17 protein-coding genes are annotated in these 20780 nt (G+C 73.3%); 10 read left to right on the plus strand and 7 right to left on the minus strand.

The features are described from left to right. Positions 1-8: 8 nt before the first annotated feature. The 7 genes from BMW99_RS32305 to BMW99_RS32335 all read left to right on the plus strand — a co-directional run bounded on the left by BMW99_RS32305 (position 9) and on the right by BMW99_RS32335 (position 6432). Entirely contained in the window at positions 9-545 is a 537-nt protein-coding gene (locus BMW99_RS32305) for an NUDIX hydrolase family protein (protein ID WP_176735702.1), read from the plus strand. After that, a complete protein-coding gene (locus BMW99_RS32310) occupies positions 533-1009 on the plus strand; it encodes a GNAT family N-acetyltransferase (protein WP_069466974.1) in 477 nt (158 codons plus the stop codon). The genes BMW99_RS32305 and BMW99_RS32310 overlap by 13 nt, the downstream gene beginning before the upstream one ends. A 474-nt stretch (positions 1010-1483) precedes the next feature. Then, positions 1484-1924, plus strand: a complete 441-nt coding sequence (locus tag BMW99_RS32315) for a MarR family winged helix-turn-helix transcriptional regulator (RefSeq protein ID WP_075018071.1) — start codon at positions 1484-1486, stop codon at positions 1922-1924. Positions 1925-1958: 34 nt separating this feature from the next. Continuing rightward, positions 1959-3707, plus strand: a complete 1749-nt coding sequence (locus BMW99_RS32320; protein ID WP_069466426.1) for an MFS transporter — start codon at positions 1959-1961, stop codon at positions 3705-3707. A gap of 391 nt (positions 3708-4098) precedes the next feature. Then, positions 4099-4506, plus strand: coding sequence for a hypothetical protein (locus BMW99_RS32325; RefSeq protein WP_245791718.1), 408 nt, complete (start codon positions 4099-4101; stop codon positions 4504-4506). 180 nt (positions 4507-4686) lie between these two features. After that, entirely contained in the window at positions 4687-5046 is a 360-nt protein-coding gene (locus BMW99_RS32330) for a YciI family protein (RefSeq protein ID WP_218108495.1), read from the plus strand. 144 nt (positions 5047-5190) lie between these two features. Beyond that, on the plus strand, positions 5191-6432 hold the full coding sequence (locus BMW99_RS32335) for an RNA polymerase sigma factor (RefSeq protein WP_069466425.1): 1242 nt from the start codon (positions 5191-5193) through the stop codon (positions 6430-6432). 39 nt (positions 6433-6471) lie between these two features. Here the strand turns inward: BMW99_RS32335 and BMW99_RS32340 are convergent, their stop codons facing one another. Continuing rightward, entirely contained in the window at positions 6472-8547 is a 2076-nt protein-coding gene (locus BMW99_RS32340; protein WP_069466424.1) for a phosphocholine-specific phospholipase C, read from the minus strand. A gap of 469 nt (positions 8548-9016) precedes the next feature. Next, positions 9017-9508 carry a hypothetical protein gene (locus BMW99_RS42375; protein WP_069466423.1) on the minus strand — a complete coding sequence of 164 codons (492 nt, stop codon included), beginning with the start codon at positions 9506-9508 and terminating at the stop codon, positions 9017-9019. Between the two features lie 252 nt (positions 9509-9760). Between BMW99_RS42375 and BMW99_RS32350 the strand changes: the two genes are divergently transcribed. Further along, positions 9761-10396 carry a DNA polymerase ligase N-terminal domain-containing protein gene (locus BMW99_RS32350; protein WP_069466429.1) on the plus strand — a complete coding sequence of 212 codons (636 nt, stop codon included), beginning with the start codon at positions 9761-9763 and terminating at the stop codon, positions 10394-10396. Beyond that, positions 10372-11310 (plus strand): non-homologous end-joining DNA ligase, encoded by a 939-nt coding sequence (gene ligD, locus BMW99_RS32355; RefSeq protein WP_245791720.1) that lies wholly within the window; start codon positions 10372-10374, stop codon positions 11308-11310. Before BMW99_RS32350 ends, ligD begins: the two co-directional genes overlap by 25 nt. 196 nt (positions 11311-11506) lie before the next feature. Here the strand turns inward: ligD and BMW99_RS32360 are convergent, their stop codons facing one another. The 5 genes from BMW99_RS32360 to BMW99_RS32380 all read right to left on the minus strand — a co-directional run bounded on the left by BMW99_RS32360 (position 11507) and on the right by BMW99_RS32380 (position 19407). Further along, positions 11507-14494 (minus strand): beta-galactosidase, encoded by a 2988-nt coding sequence (locus tag BMW99_RS32360; protein ID WP_069466422.1) that lies wholly within the window; start codon positions 14492-14494, stop codon positions 11507-11509. 342 nt (positions 14495-14836) lie between these two features. Further along, positions 14837-15982, minus strand: a complete 1146-nt coding sequence (locus BMW99_RS32365; RefSeq protein ID WP_075018072.1) for an RICIN domain-containing protein — start codon at positions 15980-15982, stop codon at positions 14837-14839. 34 nt (positions 15983-16016) lie between these two features. After that, positions 16017-18230, minus strand: a complete 2214-nt coding sequence (locus BMW99_RS32370; RefSeq protein WP_069465603.1) for an RICIN domain-containing protein — start codon at positions 18228-18230, stop codon at positions 16017-16019. A 345-nt stretch (positions 18231-18575) separates the two neighbouring features. Continuing rightward, on the minus strand, positions 18576-19085 hold the full coding sequence (locus BMW99_RS32375; protein ID WP_069465602.1) for an SRPBCC family protein: 510 nt from the start codon (positions 19083-19085) through the stop codon (positions 18576-18578). Then, positions 19075-19407 carry an ArsR/SmtB family transcription factor gene (locus BMW99_RS32380; protein ID WP_069465601.1) on the minus strand — a complete coding sequence of 111 codons (333 nt, stop codon included), beginning with the start codon at positions 19405-19407 and terminating at the stop codon, positions 19075-19077. Before BMW99_RS32380 ends, BMW99_RS32375 begins: the two co-directional genes overlap by 11 nt. Before the next feature lie 213 nt (positions 19408-19620). Here BMW99_RS32380 and BMW99_RS32385 point away from each other — a divergent pair, with 213 nt between their 5' ends. Continuing rightward, entirely contained in the window at positions 19621-20616 is a 996-nt protein-coding gene (locus BMW99_RS32385; RefSeq protein ID WP_069465600.1) for a polyprenyl synthetase family protein, read from the plus strand. The last annotated feature ends 164 nt before the right edge of the window (positions 20617-20780 follow it).

Raw genomic sequence — 20780 nt, forward strand, 5'->3', positions numbered from 1 at the left:
ATCAGCCAATGGCTGACATGACCGAGACCACGCCCGGCTGGCTCGCGCCCGAAGAGCTGGAGATGACGCGCGCCCGCATGCCGATCCTGTACGTCGACGCCGTGCCCGTACGGGTCGACGACAGCGGGGAGGTGACGCATGTCGGCCTGCTGCTGCGCATCGGCCCGGACGGGACGGTCAGCCGCGCTCTGGTGTCCGGCCGGGTGCTGCACCACGAGCGGGTCAGGGACGCGCTGCTGCGCCATCTGGAGAAGGACCTCGGGCCGGTGGCGCTGCCCAGGATCCCGGCGTCGTTGCAGCCGTTCACCGTCGCCGAGTACTTCCCGACGCAGGGCATCACGCCGTACCACGACCCGCGCCAGCACGCGGTGTCCCTCGCCTACGTGGTGCCGGTGGCCGGGGACTGCATGCCGCGGCAGGACGCCCTCGACCTCGTGTGGTTCACCCCGCAGGAGGCGTCGTCGCCGCAGTTGCAGGCGGACATGCCGGGCGGCCAGGGGTTCCTGCTCAAGCAGGCGCTCGCGCACGTCGGATGCGCGCCGTGATCGCACTGCGCGAGGTGCGCGACGGCGACCTGCCGGCGTTCTGGGCGCACCTGTCGGACCCGGAGGCCCAGCAGGTGGCCGCGGTGACGCGCGACTACCACTACGACCGGGAGGCGTTCGAGCGCCACTGGGCGCGGGTCCGCGGCAACCCGGAGGCGCTGACCCGCACGGTCGTCCACGGTGACGTGGTCGCCGGAAGCGTCGCGGCGTTCGGGCCGCCGGACGAGCGCGAGGTCACCTACTGGATCGACCGCGGCCTGTGGGGCCGCGGCATCGCCACCGCGGCCCTCACGGCACTGCTCGAACTCGATCCCACGCGGCCGATGTTCGCGTGGGCGGCGGCCGACAACGCCGGGTCGGTCCGGGTCCTGGAGAAGTGCGGTTTCGTCGTCATCGGACGGGACCGGGGCTTCGCCCGGGCCAGGGACGGCGAGATCGACGAGGTGCGCCTGAAGCTCGGCTGACGCCGGGCCGTGCACGGACTGCGCTCGGCGGTGGGTGGCGTCGGGCGGGGCGGCAGGCTGCGGCCTCGGCCGCCCTTCAGGCGGAGGCGCGGCCGGGACGCCCACCCCCGCGTTCGCTCCCGGCGCCCCAGGGCCGCGCTCCGCCTCGAACCACCTGCCTGGCGGGCGCCGCCCTGTGCGCCCCTGCCCTCGCGGGGAGCGTCGCCGGCCGTGGGGCGCGGCGAACGGCCCAGCTCCGGTGGCCGTCGACGGCACGCGGGCCGTCCTCGCCCCAACTCCCTGCTGACGTCGGCTCGCACGACGCCCCGCTCCCCCACCCGGGTACCCGCCTGAGCCGCTCAGCCCGCTCACGCGCTCACGCCGCGCGCCCCGGCCGCACCGCGGGGGCTCCTTCCACCGCGCGCCTCCTCCCCCGCCACCGGGCACCTCCAGGCCGATATTCACTAAGGCAGATTGATAAGGTAGCTTTACGGTATGACCGTGGAACCGGATGCCGAGCACCTTGCCGCCTCCCTGCTGGCCGCGGTCAGCGTGCTGGTCAGGCGGGTGCGGACGGTGGCCGCACAGGGCGAGTTGACGATGCCGGAGCGGCGCGCCCTGGGCCTGCTCGACCGCGGCGGCCCGACGACCTCCTCGGCACTCGCGCGCCAGGAGCAGATCACCGCGCAGGCGATGGGCGCGACGCTGGCCGGCCTCGAGGCGCAGCGCCTGATCGAGCGCAGCCGCGACCCGGAGGACGGCCGGCGCGTGCTGCTGGCCCTGACCGGCGCGGGACGTGCCGCTCTCCAGCGGCGGCGGGACGCGCGGACGGAGATGCTCGCCGGCGCCCTGACCGGCGGGGCGTTCACGCCGGAGGAACTGGCGCGGCTCGCCGCGGCCGCCCCCCTGCTGGAACGGCTCGCGCAGACCGTCTGACACCGACCCCGCAGCAGCCCGGAGGGACCCTCGCATGACCGCTCCTGCCCCGGCGAAGTCCGCGCGGCCCGACCGCTACAAGTGGACGGCGCTCACCAACACCACCGCCGCCGTGTTCATGTCGGCGCTGGACGGCTCGATCGTGCTGATCGCCCTCCCGGCCATCTTCCGCGGCATCCACCTGGACCCGCTCGCCCCGGGCAACATCGCCTTCCTGCTGTGGATGATCATGGGCTACCGGCTGGTGCAGGCGGTCCTCGTGGTCACGGTGGGCCGGCTCGGGGACATGTACGGCCGGGTCCGCATATACAACGCCGGGTTCGCGGTCTTCAGCTTCGCGTCGATCCTGCTGTCGTTCGATCCGTTCGACGGCGGGCACGGCGCGATGTGGCTGATCGGCTGGCGCGTCGTGCAGGCCGTCGGCGGGTCGATGCTGACGGCGAACTCGGCGGCGATCCTCACCGACGCGTTCCCGGAGGAGCAGCGCGGCTTCGCCCTCGGCATCAACCAGGTCGCCGCGCTGGCCGGCATGTTCATCGGCCTGGTCGCGGGCGGGCTTCTCGCGGCCTGGGACTGGCGCGCGGTGTTCTGGGTCAACGTCCCGGTGGGCGTGTTCTTCACGGTGTGGGCGTACCGGACGCTGCGGGAGACCGTGCGACGCGACGGCGGCCGCATCGACTGGTGGGGCAACATCACCTTCGCGGTGGGCCTGAGCGCCGTGCTGGTCGCCGTGACGTACGGTCTGCAGCCGCACGGCGGGCACAGCATGGGGTGGACGAACCCGCCGGTCGTCGCGCTGATCGTGGCGGGCGTCGGGCTGCTGGTGGCGTTCGTGGTCATCGAGCGGCGGGTCGCGGCGCCGATGATCCAGCCGGCCCTGTTCCGGCAGCGCGCCTTCACCTTCGGCAACCTGGCGGGCCTGGCCATCTCGATCGGCCGCGGCGGGATGCAGTTCGTCCTGATCATCTGGCTGCAGGGCATCTGGCTGCCGCTGCACGGCTACGACTACGCCGAAACTCCGCTGTGGGCGGGCATCTTCATGCTCCCGCTGACCGCCGGGTTCCTGGCGGCGGGTCCGGTCTCCGGCTACCTGTCGGACCGGATCGGGTCACGGGGCCTGGCCACCGGCGGCGCGCTGCTGTTCGGCGCGAGCTTCGTGGGCCTGATGCTGCTGCCCATCGAGTTCGCCTACTGGTCGTTCGCACTGCTCATCGCGCTCAACGGCATCGCCAGCGGGATGTTCGCGTCCCCCAACTCCTCGTCGATCATGGGCAGCGTGCCGGCGGAGCTGCGGGGCGTCGCGTCCGGGATGCGCGCCACGTTCCAGAACTCGGGCACGGCGGTCTCGATCGGAGTCTTCTTCTCGCTGATGATCGCCGGGCTCGCGGGCACCCTGCCGCAGAGCCTCACCGCCGGGTTGCAGCAGCAGGGCGTGCCGGCGCACGTGGCCGCCCAGGTCGGCTCGCTGCCGCCCGTCTCGTCGCTGTTCGCCGCCCAGCTGGGCGTGAACCCGGTCCAGCACCTGCTGGAGCCGAGCGGGACGCTGAGCCGTCTGACGGCGGGGCAGCGGCAGGCGCTCACCGGCCGCGAGTTCTTCCCGAACCTCATCGCCGGGCCGTTCCACTCCGGCCTGGTGGTGGTGTTCGCGTTCGGCGCCGTCCTCGCGGTGCTGGCGGCGCTCGCCTCGCTGCTGCGCGGCCACCGTCCCGCGCCCGCCGGCGGCGCGTCCGCACCGGCGCCCCTGCCGCCGGCCGACCGCGGACAGCGGGCGCCCCGCCGCTGAGCGTCGCCTCCCGTGAGTGCCTGTTTTCGATCCCCGGTTTTGAGTGGCTCGAGTGAGGTTCCGCTCTACGGCATGTCCGTGTCAGGCGGGGGCGTCGGGACCTGGGGCTGCGCAAGCGGGTGGGTGCAGAACCGGGTGGTGCGGCCGGGCCGTGCGCCCGGAGTGCGGGACTGCCTGGGTTGCGGGAGTGGATCGCCGACGACCGGCGGGGGCGGGCATCCCGGCTCTGTGTCCGGGCGATGCGCAACGTCGCAGGCCAACGCACATGCCGTCCCGTGTTGAGCTCACTTGCGACCGAATATCGCGGGCGACGGGCTTGGCGTGATGGCATGGACGCAACCGGACGAACAGGGCGGCCACCAACAGCCGCCTCCAAGGGAGGGAGAGAACGATGTCGACCCGTTCACACTCAGCGCCGCCGGTCGGTTTGCCGTCGCGGACCACCACGTTTCTGGCCGTCGGTCTGTTGGCGGCAGGAGCGGTGGTCGCCGCCGGGGGGCAGGCCAGTGCGGCTCCGGCGGCCGCCCAGTCGTGCCTCGGCGGTGCCCGTAGCTACAGCACGGGTTATGACGACTGGCCCAGCCCCGGATTCGCCACCACGACCTCGAACTGCTCCGACATCAACGTCAAACCCAGCAAGACCGTTTCCGTGCGGACCTGCTTCCGCAGTACCGGCGCCTGCAACGCCTGGCGCACCATCTCCGGCGGCACCTGGGGATTGGCCGCCACGGGAGTACTGGACGGCACGTCCTTCCACCTGTCGTTCAACCAGGACAACAGCGGGTACGTGGCCTACTGACCGCCTCGACCGCGGCCTGCGGTCGACGACTGACGGTTGGTGATGAGCGGTCCCGTTCCTGACCCGGAAAGACGCCGAGACCCCACGGCAGTCCCCTCATGAACCGCTCACGAACGGGTACGGGCGCTCGCGCAGACTCGTACGCGGCGGCTGTCGATGAGCGGGCCGCCGGTTCGTCGTATGGGTGAGGGGCCCGGCAAGGGGGCCCGGACGAAGGGATGGACGGCATGGCGCAGTACATGGTCCTCATCTACGGCGACGCGCAGCGCTGGAACAGCATGTCGCCGGAGGAAGGCCGGCGGCGCCGTGCTGGCCTCGGGCGAGCTGGAGCCCGCCACGACCGCGACCAGCCTGCGGGCGGGTTCCGGCGGACGCCCGGCGATCACCGACGGGCCGTTCCTGGAGAGCAAGGAGGTGCTGGGCGGCTTCTACCTGCTGGAGGCCCGGGACCTCGACGAGGCGATCGCCCTGTCCGGCGGTCTGGCCGAGGTCGCCCACGACCACAGCGGGGTCGAGGTGCGGCCCCTCGTCCGGCACTGACGCGGGGCGGTGACTGAGATGGCGGGGACCGCCGGGCCCCTCCCGGCCGGTGAGGGTGCCGACCCCGGTGCAGGTGCCGGTGCAAGTGCCGGTGCCGACCCCGGTGCAGGAGCCGGTGGGGGTGCCGGGGCCGTCGCCGAGGCCGTGGCGCGGGCGCACCGGCGGGACTGGGCCGCGGTCCTGGCCTCGACGGTGCGCCTGACCCGCGACCTCGACCTCGCGGAGGAGTGCGCGCAGGACGCCTACGCCCGCGCCTTGCGGACATGGCCGCGCACGGGTGTGCCGGACCGGCCGGCGGCGTGGCTGACGACGGTCGCCGGCAACCGGGCCCGGGACCTGCTGCGCCGCGAGTCGGCGTGGCGGCGGGCGATGCCGCTGCTGGTGGTCGACGACACCCTTCCCGGTCCCGAGGAGACCGCAACGGCCGACGAGGCCGCGCCGATCGGCGACGACCGGCTGCGCCTGGTGTTCACCTGCTGCCATCCGGCGCTGTCGCCGCAGGCTCAGGTCGCGCTGACGCTGCGCCTGGTGTGCGGGCTGTCGACGGCGGAGGTGGCGCACGCGTTCCTGGTGCAGGAGACGACGATGGCGGCGCGCATCACGCGGGCGAAGAAGAAGATCGCCGCCGCCTCGATCCCGTACCGGGTGCCGTCCAGTGAGGAGTTGCCGCAGCGGATCGACGCGGTCTGCGAGGTCGTGCACCTGCTGTTCACCACCGGGCACGCGCCGCCCGTGGGTGACCGGCTGGTGCGCGCGGACCTGGTGGACTGCGCGATCCGGCTGGCCCGCATGCTGCACGGGCTGCTGCCCGCCACGCCCGAGGTGGACGGCCTGCTCGCGCTGCTGCTGCTCGTCGACGCCCGGCGCGACGCCCGCGTTTCGGCGTCGGGCGAGTTGGTGCTGCTCGCCGAGCAGGACCGCACCCGTTGGGACGGCGACCGGATCGCCGAGGGCGTCGCCCTGCTCACGCGTGCGCTGGGCGCGGGGCCGCCGTCGCGGTACGCGGTGCAGGCCGCGATCGCGGCGGTGCACGCCGAGGCGCCGTCCTGGGAGAGCACCGACTGGGGCGAGATCGTCGCGCTGTACGGCGTGCTGCGCCGTCTGTGGCCCTCCCCGGTCGTGGAGTTGAACCGTGCGGTGGCGGTCGGTCTGCGTGACGGACCGCGGGCCGGACTCGAGGCGCTGGCCCCGCTGCTCGACGACCCGGCACTGGCGACCTACGGCTATCTGAGCGCCGCCCGCGCGGACTTCCTGCGCCGGCTGGGGATGTGGCCGCAGGCGGTGACCGCGTACGAGGAGGCGCTGACGCTGACCGACAACACCGTGGAACGGGACTTCCTGGTCCGCCGCCTCGACGAGGTCCGCGGCCGGCTGGCGGGGGGCTGACCGCTCGCCGTGCCGGACGCCGGTGCGAGGGCGGGCGGTTCAGCCGGTGACCGACGCCTGGCCGTGCTCCAGGTGCCCGGTGAACCGCTGCGACCAGGTGGTGTCGACGTCCGCGGTGACGGTGACGTCGTACCAGCCGTGCGCGTACGCGACGGCGTTGAAGTAGACGTGGGCGGACTCGCCGGGCTCGACGGGGTACGTCCAGGGGCCGTCGGTACGGTAGTTGCCCGCAGTGACGGTGAACGTCGCCCTGCCCGCAGCGCCGTTGGTCAAGGCGAGCCACAACGCGAGCTTGCCGGTGCCCTGTTCGACCGCGTAGGACGGTGTGACCCGCAGGTCCTTTCCGGTCTTGGTGGCGTCGCCGCGGAACCGGCGCAGGAACCGGTTGGGCCCGACGACGGACAGGTCGTAGCGGCCGCCGCCGAAGCCCGCGCCGCAGTCGAAGGCACCGCTGGCGGTGCCGCCCGCGTCGAGGGTGTACTGCCAGGGTCCGCCGCCGCGGTGGGCGTTGGCGTACACGGCGAGGTGGGCGGCCCGGGTGGCGGGAGCGCCCTGGTTGGCCATCGGGATCCGGGCCAGGATCCGGCCGTTCGCGCCGGACCGGAACGCCGTGAGCCAGGCGTTGGGCTGGTAGGGCAGGGCCCGGGCCGGCCGGGTGCCGGGCTCCTGCCGCGGCAGCGCGTTGTGCACCGGCACCGGGTTGGGCAGCGGCCCGCAGGCGGACCGCCCGATCTCCGCGCCGGTGGCGGGCAGGGCGGGCAGCCCGTACACGGGGTGGGCGAAGTCGAACATCCCGGTCAGGTCGCCGCACACCCTGCGGCGCCAGGCGGAGATGTTCCGGCACCGGGCGGGCCTGCCCAGTGCGGCCGTCCAGCGCTCCAGGAAGCGGATCACCGACGTGTGGTCGCTGACCTGCGAGGTGACCCAACCGCCCCGCGACCAGGGCGAGATGGCGATCATCGGCACCCGGGCTCCCAGGCCGATGGGGGCGCCCTCGCAGAACTCGTCGGCGGTCCCCGGCGCGGGGACGGGTGGCGGCACGTGGTCGAAGAAGCCGTCGTTCTCGTCGTAGGTGAGGAAGAGCACGGTGGAGTCGCGGACGTCGGGGGCGGCGGCCAGTGCGTCGATCACCATGTGCACGAAGTGCGCGCCGTCCTGCGGGGTGGCGTACGGGTGCTCGGAGGAGCCCTCGTCGGCGACCACCCAGGAGACCTGCGGGAGCGTGCCGGCCAGAGCGTCGGCGCGGATCGCGGCGGCGATGTCGTCGGGGGTGTGCCCGGTGGCCCTGGGCACCGAGCCCATGCCCTTGACGGCGAGGGCGCTGCCGGCGGGCGCCGAGGTGAACCGGGTGAAGTAGGCGAGGGCGTTGTCGCCGAAGTTGTCGGACGCGTTCTGGTAGACCTTCCAGCTGACCCCGGCCGCCTCCAGCGCCTCGGCATAGGTCCGCCAGCGCAGCCCGGACTCCTCGGCGCCGTCGTATGCCGGTCCGCCCGCGGTACCCGCCGGGTCGATGGTGCCGCTGAACAGATAGGTGCGGTTGGGTCCGGTGGCGCTGAGGGCGGAGCAGAAGTAGGCGTCGCAGATCGTCCAGTTGTCGGCGAGCGCGTAGTGGAACGGGATGTCGGCGCGGGTGAGGTGGCCCAGGGTGCGGACGTTGCCCTTGGCCGCGACCCAGGCGTCGAGCCGGCCGCCGTTCCACGCGGCGTGCTGGTCCTTCCAGGAGTGCGCGAGGTCGCCGTTGCACTGCGCGAGGCGCTCGGGATCCGCGCCGCCGGCCCGGTGCGTGGCGCTGAACTGCCACGGGTACTGGCGCCGCGGCCCGTTCGGCTGGTCGAAGACGCCGTGGCCGCCGGCGAGCAGGATCCCGCTGCGGTCGGCGAAGCCGCGCACGCCCCGGAGCGTGCCGAAGTAGTGGTCGAAGCTGCGGTTCTCCTGCATCAGCACCACGACGTGCCGGACGTCCGCGATCGTGCCGGTCGCGGCGCCGGCCGCGGGACTCGCGGCCGGCGGGTGGTCCGCGCTGCCATGGCCCGGCCCCGCGCCCCCTACCGTCGCTCCGGCGGCGGCTCCCGCCGACATCGTCACGAACCGTCTCCGCGTGACCTGCGCTTTCATGGACGCTCACCGTCCTCTCCCGATCCGGTGGAGAGCGGGGGCCGGATCGACGCGGGTGGTCGGACACGCGGGCGGCGCGCGCTGCCGGGCGCGGTGCGGCGGTGCGGGGCGGCGGCGAGCGTCGGCCAGGGGTTCGCTACGGCCACGATAGGTGGGGGTCCCCTCCCGCCCCGGCGGGCGCGCCGGGGCAGGAGCACGCGAGGCGCCGGCCCCCGCTCGGGGGCCGGCGCCTCGCGGTGCGCACCAGGCGGGATCGGCGGCCGGGTGCGCGTGCCTCGGATGGCGTGGATCGCTGACAACGCTTCGATGCCGTGGGGGCGATGTCATGGGTGGATGTCGTCGGCGGATGCCCGCGTCCTCGCGGTGGATCGCCTGGCCCGAACGGGTGTCGTGGACGGGTGTCCTGAGTGGATGGACGGATGGGTGGGTGGGGAGTGGCTCGGCGCGGTGGCGGCCGCCCGCCTCGGCCTCAGTGGCCGAACAGGTGCCGCTGCCGCCGGTGGGCGGGGTGCTCCGGTTCGCCTGCGGGCGTGCCGGCCGCGGTCTCCGCCGGTGCGGACACAGGGCCCTGCCCTGCGGCTTCGACGTCGACATCGCCGTCCGCCGGGCCCATGGCCGGCGTGTCGCGCTCCGCGGCCTCGTGCTCGGCGTGGACGCGGTCCAGGCGCTCCGCGAGCTCGTCGCGCTCACGGGCGGCCTCGGCCGCCTGCCGGCGGGCGGCGTGCAGCTTGCGGCCGGTGCGCCGGCGCATCTTCATGCCGGTCATCGCCAGCACGACGCCCAGGGCGAAGACGAGGGCCAGGGCCAGTCCGGCGCAGAAGATCGCCAGCCCGTCCATCGTCGCGATGTGGTGGCCGAACACGGTCACCGAGTAGTCGGGGCCGCCGCCGAGGTTGTCGGCGATCACCAGCCCCACGAACGCTGCCGTACAGGCCAGCAACAGCAAGCCCAGGATCAGCATGGGTGTCACCTCCACGTGCTCTGCTGCCGGTTCGGCTACCCCCGATGCACGGGCGCATACACAGCGGTGCGACACGCCCGGCAGGAGCCTCCCCACCAGCGCGTGTCCCCGGCGTCCGGCCGCCGCAGCCCGCTGTGCGTCGCCCCGAGGCGAACCGGCGTCGTCGCGCGCGGGTACCGCCAGGCCGATCGGGTACCCGCAGCGGGTACGGCGGAACGGGACGAACGGAACGCACGCGACGGAGGCGACGTCATGGCCGAGAGGGCATCGCTGGCCGAGTACCACCGGCGCCGGGACTTCTCCAGGACCGGGGAGCCCGAGGGCGGCGACACCGGTCCGGCCGCGGACCGGTCCAACTTCGTGGTGCAGATCCATGACGCGACCACGACGCACTTCGACTTCCGGCTGGAGGTGGAGGGCGTGCTGAAGTCCTGGGCGGTCCCGAAGGGCCCGTCGGCCGATCCGCACGACAAGCGGCTGGCGATGCCCACCGAGGACCACCCGCTGGAGTACCGGGACTTCGAGGGGATCATCGCCCAGGGCGAGTACGGTGCGGGCGCGGTGATCATCTGGGACGAGGGCACGTACCGGAACATCACGGAGGACCGCCGGCACCGCCCGGTCCCGTTCGCCGAGGCCCTGGAGAACGGTCACGTCTCCTTCTGGCTGGACGGCAGCAAGCTGCACGGCGGCTACTCGCTGACGCGCATCCGGAACAACCGGTACGGCGATCGCGACGCGTGGCTGCTCGTCAAGCGGGGCGACAGCCGCGCCTCGCACGGCCACACCCCCGATCCGCGCCGGGCCCGCTCGGCCCGCAGCGGGCACACCCTCGGCCAGGTGGCCGCGGAGGGCGGCCCGACGTGGACGAGGGGCGGCGGCTCGTGACGGCCGGCGGGCGGACCATCCGCGCCGGGGGGCGCACGGTCGAGATCCACCGCCCGTCGAAGGTGCTCTTCCCCGGGGACGGCTTCACCAAGGGGGACCTCGCGGACTACTACCGGGGCGTGGCCCGGCGGATGGTCCCGCAGGTGCGCGGCCGGCCGCTGATGCTGGAGCGGCATCCGGGCGGCATCGACGACCACGGGTTCATCCAGAAGGACGTGCCCCGTTACTTCCCGCGCTGGGTGCACCGGGTGGAACTGCCGAAACAGGAGGGCGGCACGGTCACGTACGCCGTGTGCGACGACAAGGCGACGCTGGTGTACCTCGCCGACCAGGCGTGCATCACCCCGCACCGGTTCCTGTCGACGGCCGGTCACCCCGACCGGCCGGACCGGCTGATCGTCGACCTGGACCCCGCCGGCCACGACTTCGGGCCGGTGCGGACCGCGGCGCTGCTGCTGCGGGACCTCCTGGACGACCTGGGGCTGCCGTCCACGGTGATGACGACCGGGTCGCGGGGCCTGCACGTCGTGGTCCCGCTCGACGCACGGGCCGGTTTCGACGAGACCCGGGCGTTCGCCCGCGACCTCGCGACGCTGCTGGCCGCACGCCACCCGGACACGCTGACCACGGAGACCCGCAAGCAGGCGCGGCGCGGACGTCTGTACCTCGACGTGCAGCGCAACGCCTACGCGCAGACCGCGGTCGCCCCCTACGCGGTCCGCGCGCTGCCCGGCGCGCCGGTCGCCGCTCCCCTGACGTGGGAGGACGTCGAGGACCCCGATCTGACGCCCCGGCGCTGGACCATCGACTCCGTCGACGAGCTGCTCAAGGGCAACCCCTGGCGCCACGCCCCGCGCGGTCGCTCCCTCGCTCCCGCCCGCGAACACCTCGACGCGATGCTGCGGGAGGAGTGAGGCCGTCTTCCGGTCGCCGGCCTTCCCGGGATACCGGCCGGGTCGGCCGCCGCGCGGGACACGTGGTCCCGCGCGGCGACGGAGCGTGGCCCCGGTTGGAGCGGCCGTGCACGAACCGGCCACGCCCCACTCGGCTCAGGGCACCCGGCACCCGGCTCCGGGCCCCGGGCTCCCGGGCTCCCGGGCTCCCGGCGGATCAGCCCGCCGAGGGCCGCAGGTCCGTGTACCCGGGCGCGTCGACGAGCGTGAGCGGCACGCCGCCGGCGGCGCTGCCGAGCAGGGCGAGGGAGACGCCCGCCGGCCCGGCGGGAGTGGTGCCGTCGGCGAGCACGGCCAGCGCCAGTGTGTTGCTGCCGCGGGGCCGCAGGATCCCGTTGGGGAGCACGAACGTGTGCTGCGGGCCCGCGTCGTTGATGTACTGCCCCATGTTCCAGCCGTTGACGAAGATCTGCACGCGGTAGGCGTGCGCCGGGTCGTCGTCCAGCGTCAGGCCGACCGAGGCGTCGACACCGCGGTCGATGTCCAGGCGGAACTGGGTGCGGTACCAGGACACGCCCTGCCGGGGCCCGGCCTGCAGGGTGTCCGCGGATGCCCAGTCGCGGTCGGGGAAGCCCGGCAGGTGCCAGCCGGCCCGCTCGCCGTACAGGCCGCCCGTGTTGAGCGGGCCGCGGGCGGCGTCTCCGCCGGTGCCGCCCTGGATGCGCCAGGCCGACGCGACCGGTGTGCCGTCGAGGTTCGCCGCGGTGAGGCCGCGTGCCGACTTGAACGCGTCGTTGGCGCCGCCGTCCTCCTCGTGGGCCATCCTGCGCACCAGCACCGCCACGGTGTGGCTGCCGGCCGCGGCGAGGTCGCCCGGCACGGGGAACGCCGCGGTGGCCGCCCACGTGCCCTGCGTGTCCTGGGACTTGGCGGGCACCGGCTGGCGGTGGGTGCCCAGCGGCCGGCCGTCCCACCAGGCCATCAGCATGCCCTGGGTGCCGCTGGAGTAGGACAGGTTCAGCGTGGCCGCGGTCCCGTCGCTCTCGACCTGGGCGCGGTACCAGACGTCGCCGTAGTGGAAGCCGTAGTCGTCGGCGAAGAGCACGGGCGTGCCCGCGGGCACGGGGGTGGTGCTCGCCGACGCCGTCAGGTCGCAGGCGCGCCAGGCACTGTCGTCGAACGCCGGCTCCGACTCGGGGTTCTCCGGGGCGTACCGCCACCCGGTGAGGGCGGGGAGGTCGACGGCCGGCGGGCCGGCGAGGGGTTCGCGGGCCTGGAGGCCGCCCGAGGCGGTCGGGGCGACGGCGACGTGCCGGCCGTTCCAGAACACCTCGCGTACGGCGGGTGCCGCCCACACCTCCAGCGGGCTGTCCTGGGTGGTGTCGCCGGTGAGCCGCAGCACGGCGCCCTCACGTTCGGCGGACCTGACGAGGGCGGGGCCGGTGACGACCACCGGTTCGCCGTCCGCGGTGAGCGAGCTCAGCACGGCGGACGCACCGTCGTCGGCGAAGAGGAACAGCATCGGGGTGGCGGTGCCGCCGCCCTCGACCAGGACCCGGGTGAGGCCGTCGAGGACGGTGTTGATCCGCAGGGTGCCGGCGGACGCGTCGTAGACGGTGTCGGCGGTGCCGTCCAGGACGGTCGCGGTGGGCGGCGCGGACACCGCGAGCACGGCCTCGGCGGGGTCGCCGGGGCGTCCGGCGAAGGCGGTGACGTCCAGGCGCTCCCCCGTGGTGCGCAGCATCGGCTGGACGGTGGTCCAGCGCAGGGTGCGGCGGCCCAGGGACAGCTCGGTGGCGACCACCGCCATGTCCTTGGCGACGACCCGCAGCCCGCCGGGGGCGGCGGGGACGGTGACCGTGCCGGCGGCGGTGACGACCGGCAGCGTGCAGGTCGCGTCCGCGGAGGCGTCGTTGCGCAGGAAGTAGACGTGCGCGCCGCTCCCGTCGGCGGTCAGGTGGTACACCCGCACGGCGCTGCCGGCGGCCACCGTGTCCGCTGCGCGGTCGAGCGCCGAGAACTCCGGGAACGAGGCGAGCATGGAGCCGGTCTGGCGCATCGGCACCACCTTGGAGGTGGCGTTGCGGGCCTCGTCGATGGCGGCGCCGTAGTCGTAGGACGTGTAGACGACGGGGGCCGGCAGCCAGCCCCACGACGTGCCGCCGAACGTCATGTAGACGTTGTGGATCTTGACGCCGTTGGCGAGGTTGGTGAGGTAGAAGCGTCGCTCGTAGGCGGCGTCCCGGGTGCGGCGGGACTCGGCGTACCCCTTGCCCGCGAACTCCGCGCCGCCCCACGGGTCGAACCAGCCGCCGCCGAACTCGGCCATCAGGCCGGGGGTGGAGGGGCTGGCGGTGGAACCGCCCTTGGCGCCGCCGGAGCCGAAGTAGCCCCAGTCCGGCGGGAGTCCGGTCGGCGAGGGGTAGCCGTCGAAGCCGTACAGGTAGCGGCCCTGCTCCCCGGCCGTGTCGAAACTGCCAGGGATCCAGTAGCCGTTGCGGCCCTTGTCGTTGTGGAACAGCGGCACGTCGATGCCGTCGGCCCGCACCTTGGCGTACAGGTGCGCCATGTACCCCTGGCCGACCGCGTCGGCGGTGTGGGACGCGTACTCGTTCTCCAGCTGGTACAGCACGACGCTGCCGCCGCCGTCGGTGTGCAGGTGCTGGGCGATGACCGCGTTCACGGCGGTCAGCCACTCGTCGACATGTCCCAGGTACGTGGGGTCGTTGCTGCGGGCGCGCCCGGGCGTGGTGGCGAGCCAGCCGGGATAACCCCCGGCGTCGACCTCGGCGTTGATGTACGGACCGGGGCGCGCGATCACGTACAGGCCCGCGTCGGCGGCCATCCGCAGGAACAGCCCGAGGTCGCGGACTCCGGAGAAGTCGTACTGGCCGGGCGCGGGCGAGTGGTAGTTCCAGGAGGCGTAGATGCTGACGGCGTTGTAGCCGTTGCCGCGCATCTTCTCCAGGACGTCCCGCCACAGCGAGGGGCTCGGCAGCCGGAAGGGGTGCACCTCCCCCGACCACAGCGGGACCCTCACCCCGTCGATGATCATGGAGTAGGCGTCGAAGGTGACGGTGCCGCCGGCGCCCGGGCGGGCGGGCCGGGGCACGGCGTCCGCGGCCATGGCGGCGCCGGCGGGCAGGGCGAGCGAGAGGAGCGCGGAGCCGGTGAGGGCTCCGAAGGCACGACGAGACAGATCCACTGCGGTCCCCTTGGGCGGATGCGGCCGGTGAGGGCCGATGCGAACCGATGCGATGTCAACAGAGCTCAGCGTTCGAAAGTGTCGAAGAATGTTGGAACGTGAGCGTGTGAACGCTAACGGCGTCATGGGGGTCCGTCAATGCCCGTGCACCACCTTCACAGCGGACGCGCGTAGACCGCGCTCACCTGCTGATACGCATGGGGTGCAAGGTTGCTGACGGGACGGCGGGGAGTCGCCGTCCCGATCGCCCGGCGGCCGGGGATGCCGAGTCGACGGGGCCGGGCAGGCGAACGCGGGCCGGAGGACCAGGACCTCCGGCCCGCGTCGCGAACGGTGCTCGGGTCAGCCGCGGCTCCAGACCTGGCTCGCCCGGCCGTCGCAGGTCTGGAGCTCCACGCCCGTGCCGTTGCCGGTCGCGTTGCCCACGGGTCCCAGGCACAATCCCGACTGCACGCCGCGCACGGTGCCGTCGGCGGCGAACGTCCACTGCTGGTTGGTGCCGCCGTGGCAGTCCCAGATCTCGGCCTTGGTGCCCGGGGTCGTGCCGCCGGCGGTGGCGTCCAGGCACATGCCGTTCACGGTCAGCTCGTTGCCCCCGGGCTGGGCCCACTGCTGGTTGGCGCCGCCCGTGCAGTCGTAGAGGATCACCGGATTGCCGTCGGTCGTACCGGAGTTGGCGTCGTCCAGGCATCGGCCCGAGGCCTGGTGGGTCAGTGCCGCCGCCGCGCTGACGAAGCCCCGGGTGACGTGCGTGCCGCTGCCGACCTGCTGGGCCTGGTAGCCGGACTGCCCGACGCAGTCGCTGTACTCGTAGTCGGCCGTGCTGGTGCCGCTGAGCCCGCCGGCGTCGGTGCTGGTCGGGCCGCCGAAGACGGCGTCGGAGCGCGGCATCGTCGCGCAGCTGGGGATGCCGAGGTAGTACTCGACGAACCCGCCCTGCGAACCCTGGAGGTTCCCGCTGCCGGCCGGCACGGTGTACGTCCCGATGTGCACGGAGGTGCCCGTGACGGTGTCGGTGGCGCTGCCGCTCCAGGTGTCGGTGCCGGTGCGGGCGACGTTGAGCGCGTACTGGTGCCCGTAGACGCCGTCGAACTCCACGGCGCAGCTGACTCCGGAACCTCCGTCCGCGCCCGCACTGCAGTGGGGGTCGCTGGTCGTGGTGCCGTCGCCGAAGACGGAGAAGACGCCGTGCAGCCGCTCGTGCCCGCCGCTGTTCGCCCGCGGCTGCAGGCCGGTGTACCCGGCGACGTTCTTCTGGAAGCTGAACTGCTGGGCGAAGTAGATGCCGTCCTGGTGGGCGGTCGCGGGGTTGACGGTCAGGGGGAAGGTGAGGGTGGTCAGGCCCGAGGCGGGGGTGTTCGGGATCGACCAGCTGATCGACACGTTGCCGCCGCCGACCGACGCGCCGGCCGGGTGCGGGGCCGCGAGGACAAGTCCCGTGGCGGCCAGGGCGGTTGCGGCGGTGCGCAGGTACCTGTGCTTCGACATGGGCGTTTCCGTTCCGTGGGGGGTGGGTGCGGAACTAGCCGAGGGTCCAGTGCTGGAGGGCGGATCCGGTGTCGGGCTGCTGGGTGACGAGGGCGCCGTCGGCGGCCGAGGCGGTGGTCAGCAGGAGCCCGGACTTGACGGAGGCGAGGGTGTAGGTGCCGTCGCTCCGGAGGGTGGCCTTCCAGTGCTGGTTGGTGCCGCCGGTGCAGGTCCACTGGATGATCGCGGCCCCGGCGGAGGTCGACCCTCCGTCGACGTCGGCGCACAGCCCGGACTCGCCGTTGGCCAGTTGGTACGAGCCGTCGGCCTGCTGGGTGAACGTCCAGGACTGGTTGGGACCGCCGTTGGGTCCGTAGGTGATGAGCCGGGTGCCGGTGGCCGTGCTGTGGCCCGGGTCGTCGAGCGCCTTGCCGGAGGCCGTGAGGGTGTGGGCGCCGTCGAGGTTCTGCGTGGCGGTGCCCACGGGGGTGAGGGTGAGGGTCTGCTCGGCCGCCGTGCGGCCGCCGCCGACGCTGGTGCCGCTGGTGTCGGTCCAGGCCCGGGTGGGGGTGGTCTCGGCGAGCCGGCCGGAGGTGGCGGAGAGGCCGATCACCAGGCCGCTGTAGCGGTTGACGAGGCGGTAGGCGCCGGTCGGGCTGCCGTCGCCGGACGCGGTGCCGGGGATGACGAACCACTGCTGGCCGACGGTGGGTCCGCCGGTGCCGACCGCGGTGACGGTGGGTGCGGTGCCCCAGGCGCGGCGGGCGGTGGAGGTGGCGTCGACGCCGAGCAGCTGCCCGGTCGAGGCGTTGGAGATGCGGTAGGAGCCGTCGCCGTTGGACGCGAACGCCCAGGCGTCCAGGCCCGTTCCGGTCGCCGCGGCCAGCGAGGTGGTGGCGGCGCCGCCGGAGACCTGCGCCAGGACGCGGCCGTTGCCCGCGGCGATGCGGTAGGTCTTCGCGGGGTCGAACGGCGCCGGCGCCGGGGCGGACGAGCCGACCGTCACGTTCAGGTACTCCGAGGAGGAGGTGCCGGAGCAGCCGAAGGAGCAGTAGGAGCGGAAGGACTTCCCGACGATGGTCGAGCTGGTCCTGTTGGCGCTGTCGAGGAACCAGCGGTACCAGGAGGCGGTGTGGTAGCCGCCCGTGTCGCCGATCAGCGTCCACTTCTGCGTGGCGAGGTCGTCGGTCGCGTAGAACTGCTGCGGCGCGTTGCCGCTCTGGTCGACGGCCTGCGGTTCGCCGATGTACAGGCCCAGGTAGGCGTCGTAGGTGACGTCCATGACGAACAGGGGTGACGTGGGCGGCATCGTGCCGGCCGCCACCTGCTGGTCGGCGGTGCCGGCGTTCGCCGGGTCGTACTCCTTGGATGTCGGGGTCCAGCCGGCGGAGTTGGCGGCGTCGACCGGGACGACGTTGCTCTCCTTGCCGCCGACGCCCGGCTGGGACCACGTGCCGCCGTACCACTTCTGCCAGGAGCCGGTCGCCATCTTCGACGAGAGCGGTGCGCGGGCCACGTGCTCGTAGAAGGTCTTCCAGCCGCCGTTCTTGTCGATGACGCGGGAGCCGTAGTAGGCGTAGAAGTAGCCGGAGGCCGTGTCGACGAACAGCCGCTGGTCGCCGTCGCCGTAGGAGTACGTGCTCTGGGGGAAGGCGGCGGTGTCGCCGCGCTTGGTGCTGAACGGGGACGTGATCGCGTGTCCCTTGATCGTCCAGTCCTTGCCCTGGTCGGTGGACACGGCGTAGTCGATCGCGTCGTAGTGCGAGCTGTCGCCGAAGGGCTGCGGGGTGAACTCGTTGTGCACCAGCCCGTACCAGTCGCCGGTGTCGGGGTCGACCCACACCCCGGAGAGGTCGCAGAAGTTCCGCTGGGAGTAGCCGGATCCGGCCGGCGCCGCGGTCGCGCCGAGGCCCGTCGGGCTGTTGTCGCAGAACGCGGTGGTGTCGGCGTTGGTGCCCGCGTTGCTGATCGCGCTGGACCGGGTGGCCGTGTCGAAGGTGCTGCCGGTGAAGAAGCTCCACTGGCGGCTGTCGCTCGCGCCGTAGAGGGAGTGCGACTGCTGGTAGTAGAACGTGCCGTCCTTGTCGAGGTACCCGCTGGCCGGGGTGTCGTCAGGGTTGGTCCAGGTGCCCTTGGCGCCGACGGTGACGGTGTACGTCGGGGCGGCGGCCGTGGCCGTCGCAAGGACGCCGGTGGCGGGTCCGCCCGTAGTGAGGGCGAGCACCGCCGCAGCGACGGCGCCGAACAGTCTTGCCCGAGGAGCTGACACGGGTACTCCTTGATCTCGCGTGATCGCGCGGGCGGCTCACGGCGGCACGACCCCGGCACACGAGGTGCCGGGGTGCCGCGTAAGGCGCCCGAGACCATGGGGGGATGAAAGGGCTCGCCGGGAACTATGGCAGAGAGTGTTATCGATGCCAATACGTCGGCAGGGCAACGCGCCGGACATGACAGGCGCATTGACCGCAACCTCCGCCTCGAACCCACCGCTGGAACCCGTCAACCGCACCTGCGTCCCGGCCGATTGGCATCGATAACATGACACAAGGACGACGGCCGCGGTCCGCCGATGCGGACCGCGGCCGTCGGGAGCCGGAGCGGGGAGGAGCGGGGATCAGCCCTGCGTGCGGGCCAGCTCCGCGTAGTGCGGGGCCAGTTGGGCCCAGCGGTCGCGCCAAGGCGTCCGGTCGCGGCCGTCGAGGTGCGCGATGAGGTCCTCCACGTGGGCCTGCCAGCCGGCTCCGTGCTTGGAGTACTCACTCAGGGGCAGGCCCCGCTCCTCGATCACCAGGCGCGTGCCGCCGTCCTCGGGGGTCAGCAGCGCCTCGATGACGGTCTCGTCGGGCAGGCCGGGGTTCATGGTGACCAGCAGCCGCCGCGCCGGCTCGCAGACGTCCACCCGGCCCGGTCCCTCCCAACTGCTGGTGAAGACGGCCTGGAACGTTCCGCCGAGGTGGAGGTCGCCGTCCACCTCGGCGAGCCACGCGGCGAGCCGCCGCGGTTCGGTCAGGGCGGTCCACAGGTCGTCGGCGTCGGTGGCGAACAGGTCCTCCATGCGGACCACGCCCGAACCGTCCTCGGACCGCAGGCTGCCCACGATGCGGGTGCCGGTGTCATGCGTCATCTGGTGCTCCCTCAAGCGTCTTCGTTCGGGCGATCTCGGCGTGCAGGGCGTCCAACCGCCGCTCCCACAGGGCGCGGTAGCGGTCGAGCCAGTCGTGGACCTCCGCGAGCGGCTCCGGGCGCAGCCGGTACACGCGCCACTGCGCGTCCTGGCGGACCTCGACGAGACCGGCCTCGCGCAGCACCCGCAGGTGCCGCGAGACGCCGGGCCGGGCGATCGGCAGCAGCGCGGCCAGCTCGCTGACGGTGGCGGGTCCGCGCAGGAGCGCTTCCATGACGGTTCGTCGGTTCTCGTCCGACATCGCTTGCAGTACGGCATCCACGGCGTGAATGTACCTACCCGGGTACGTACCCGTCCAGGTACATAGGGAATCCGTCCCGCGCGCCGTCCCTTCGGCCGTGCCGCACCCCCCGTCGCGGCACCACAGGGTGACGCCTGTGATCGCCGCCACCTGTCCCGCACCGGACTCCCCCGTACGCCGCACGTGCGTCATGCTGGCCAGGCGCCCGTCCCCCGAGCCCGCGAGAGGCCCCGCATGCCCACTCTGCCCGTGCACATCGACGACGCCGTGCTCGCCGAGACCCTCGCCGAGGGGATGACGGAGGTCGAGGAACGGCTGCTGAAATCGGTGGAGTCCAGCAAGGACCTGCTCGACACGGCGGCCCGGCACCTGGTCGACGCCGGCGGCAAGCGGTTGCGGCCGTTCATGGTGCTGCTGGCCGCGGAGTTCGGCGACGGGCGCAACCCGGACGTGGTGGCGGCCGCCGTGGCGACCGAGTTGACGCACATCGGCACGCTCTACCACGACGACGTGATGGACGGCGCGGCCACGCGGCGCGGCGTGCCGAGCGCGCACTCCGTGTGGGGATCGCGGGTCGCGGTGCAGACCGGCAACTTCCTGTTCGCCCGCTCCAGCCAGCTGCTGTCGGGGCTCGGTGAGGCGGCCATCAGGATCCACGCGGAGACGTTCGGCGACCTCGTCGACGGCCAGTCGGCCGAGGTCTGCGGGCCGGGCGGCGAGAGCGACGAGCTCGACCACCATCTGCGGGTACTCAACGGCAAGACGGCGTCGCTGTTCTCGGCCTCCGGCAAGCTCGGCAGTCTGCTGTCCGGGGCGCCGCCGGAGGTCACCGAGTGCCTGGGCCGGGCGTGCGTGGCGTGGGGGCTGGCGTTCCAGCTGTCGGACGATGTCAGGGACGTCACCAACGAGACGGCGGTGTCCGGCAAGGATCCGGGCACCGATCTGCGCGAGGGCGTCGCCACCCTGCCGGTGATGTTCGCGCTGCGGTCGGCCCGCCCGTCGGACGCACGCCTCGTCCAGCTGCTGGAGCCCGGGCGGGAGTTGACCGATCCCGAGCTGCTCGCGGAGGCCCTGGGCCTGTTGCGCCGGCACCCGGCGATCGAGATGGCGCGCGCCGAGGTGCGCAAGTGGTCCGACGTCGCCCGGTACGAGATCCGTGCGCTGCCGGAGGTGCCGGCCCGCGCCGCCTTCGAGACGCTGTGCGACTACGTGGTCGAACTCACCCACTGAGCAGGGGCCGTGCCGCTCGCGGCACGCACGGTGGCACGGCGGGCCTTACCGCCGCGCCACCGGACGAGGTCAGCCTGCGCTGCAGGAGACCGTGGGCCAGGTCCAGGTGCCGTTGGTCTGGATCGTCACGCCCCAGTTGCTGCCACTGCCGTTCGGCTTGGCCA

Origin of the sequence: Actinacidiphila rubida, from assembly GCF_900110255.1 — a bacterium.
Classification (GTDB): Bacteria; Actinomycetota; Actinomycetes; order Streptomycetales; family Streptomycetaceae; genus Actinacidiphila; species Actinacidiphila rubida.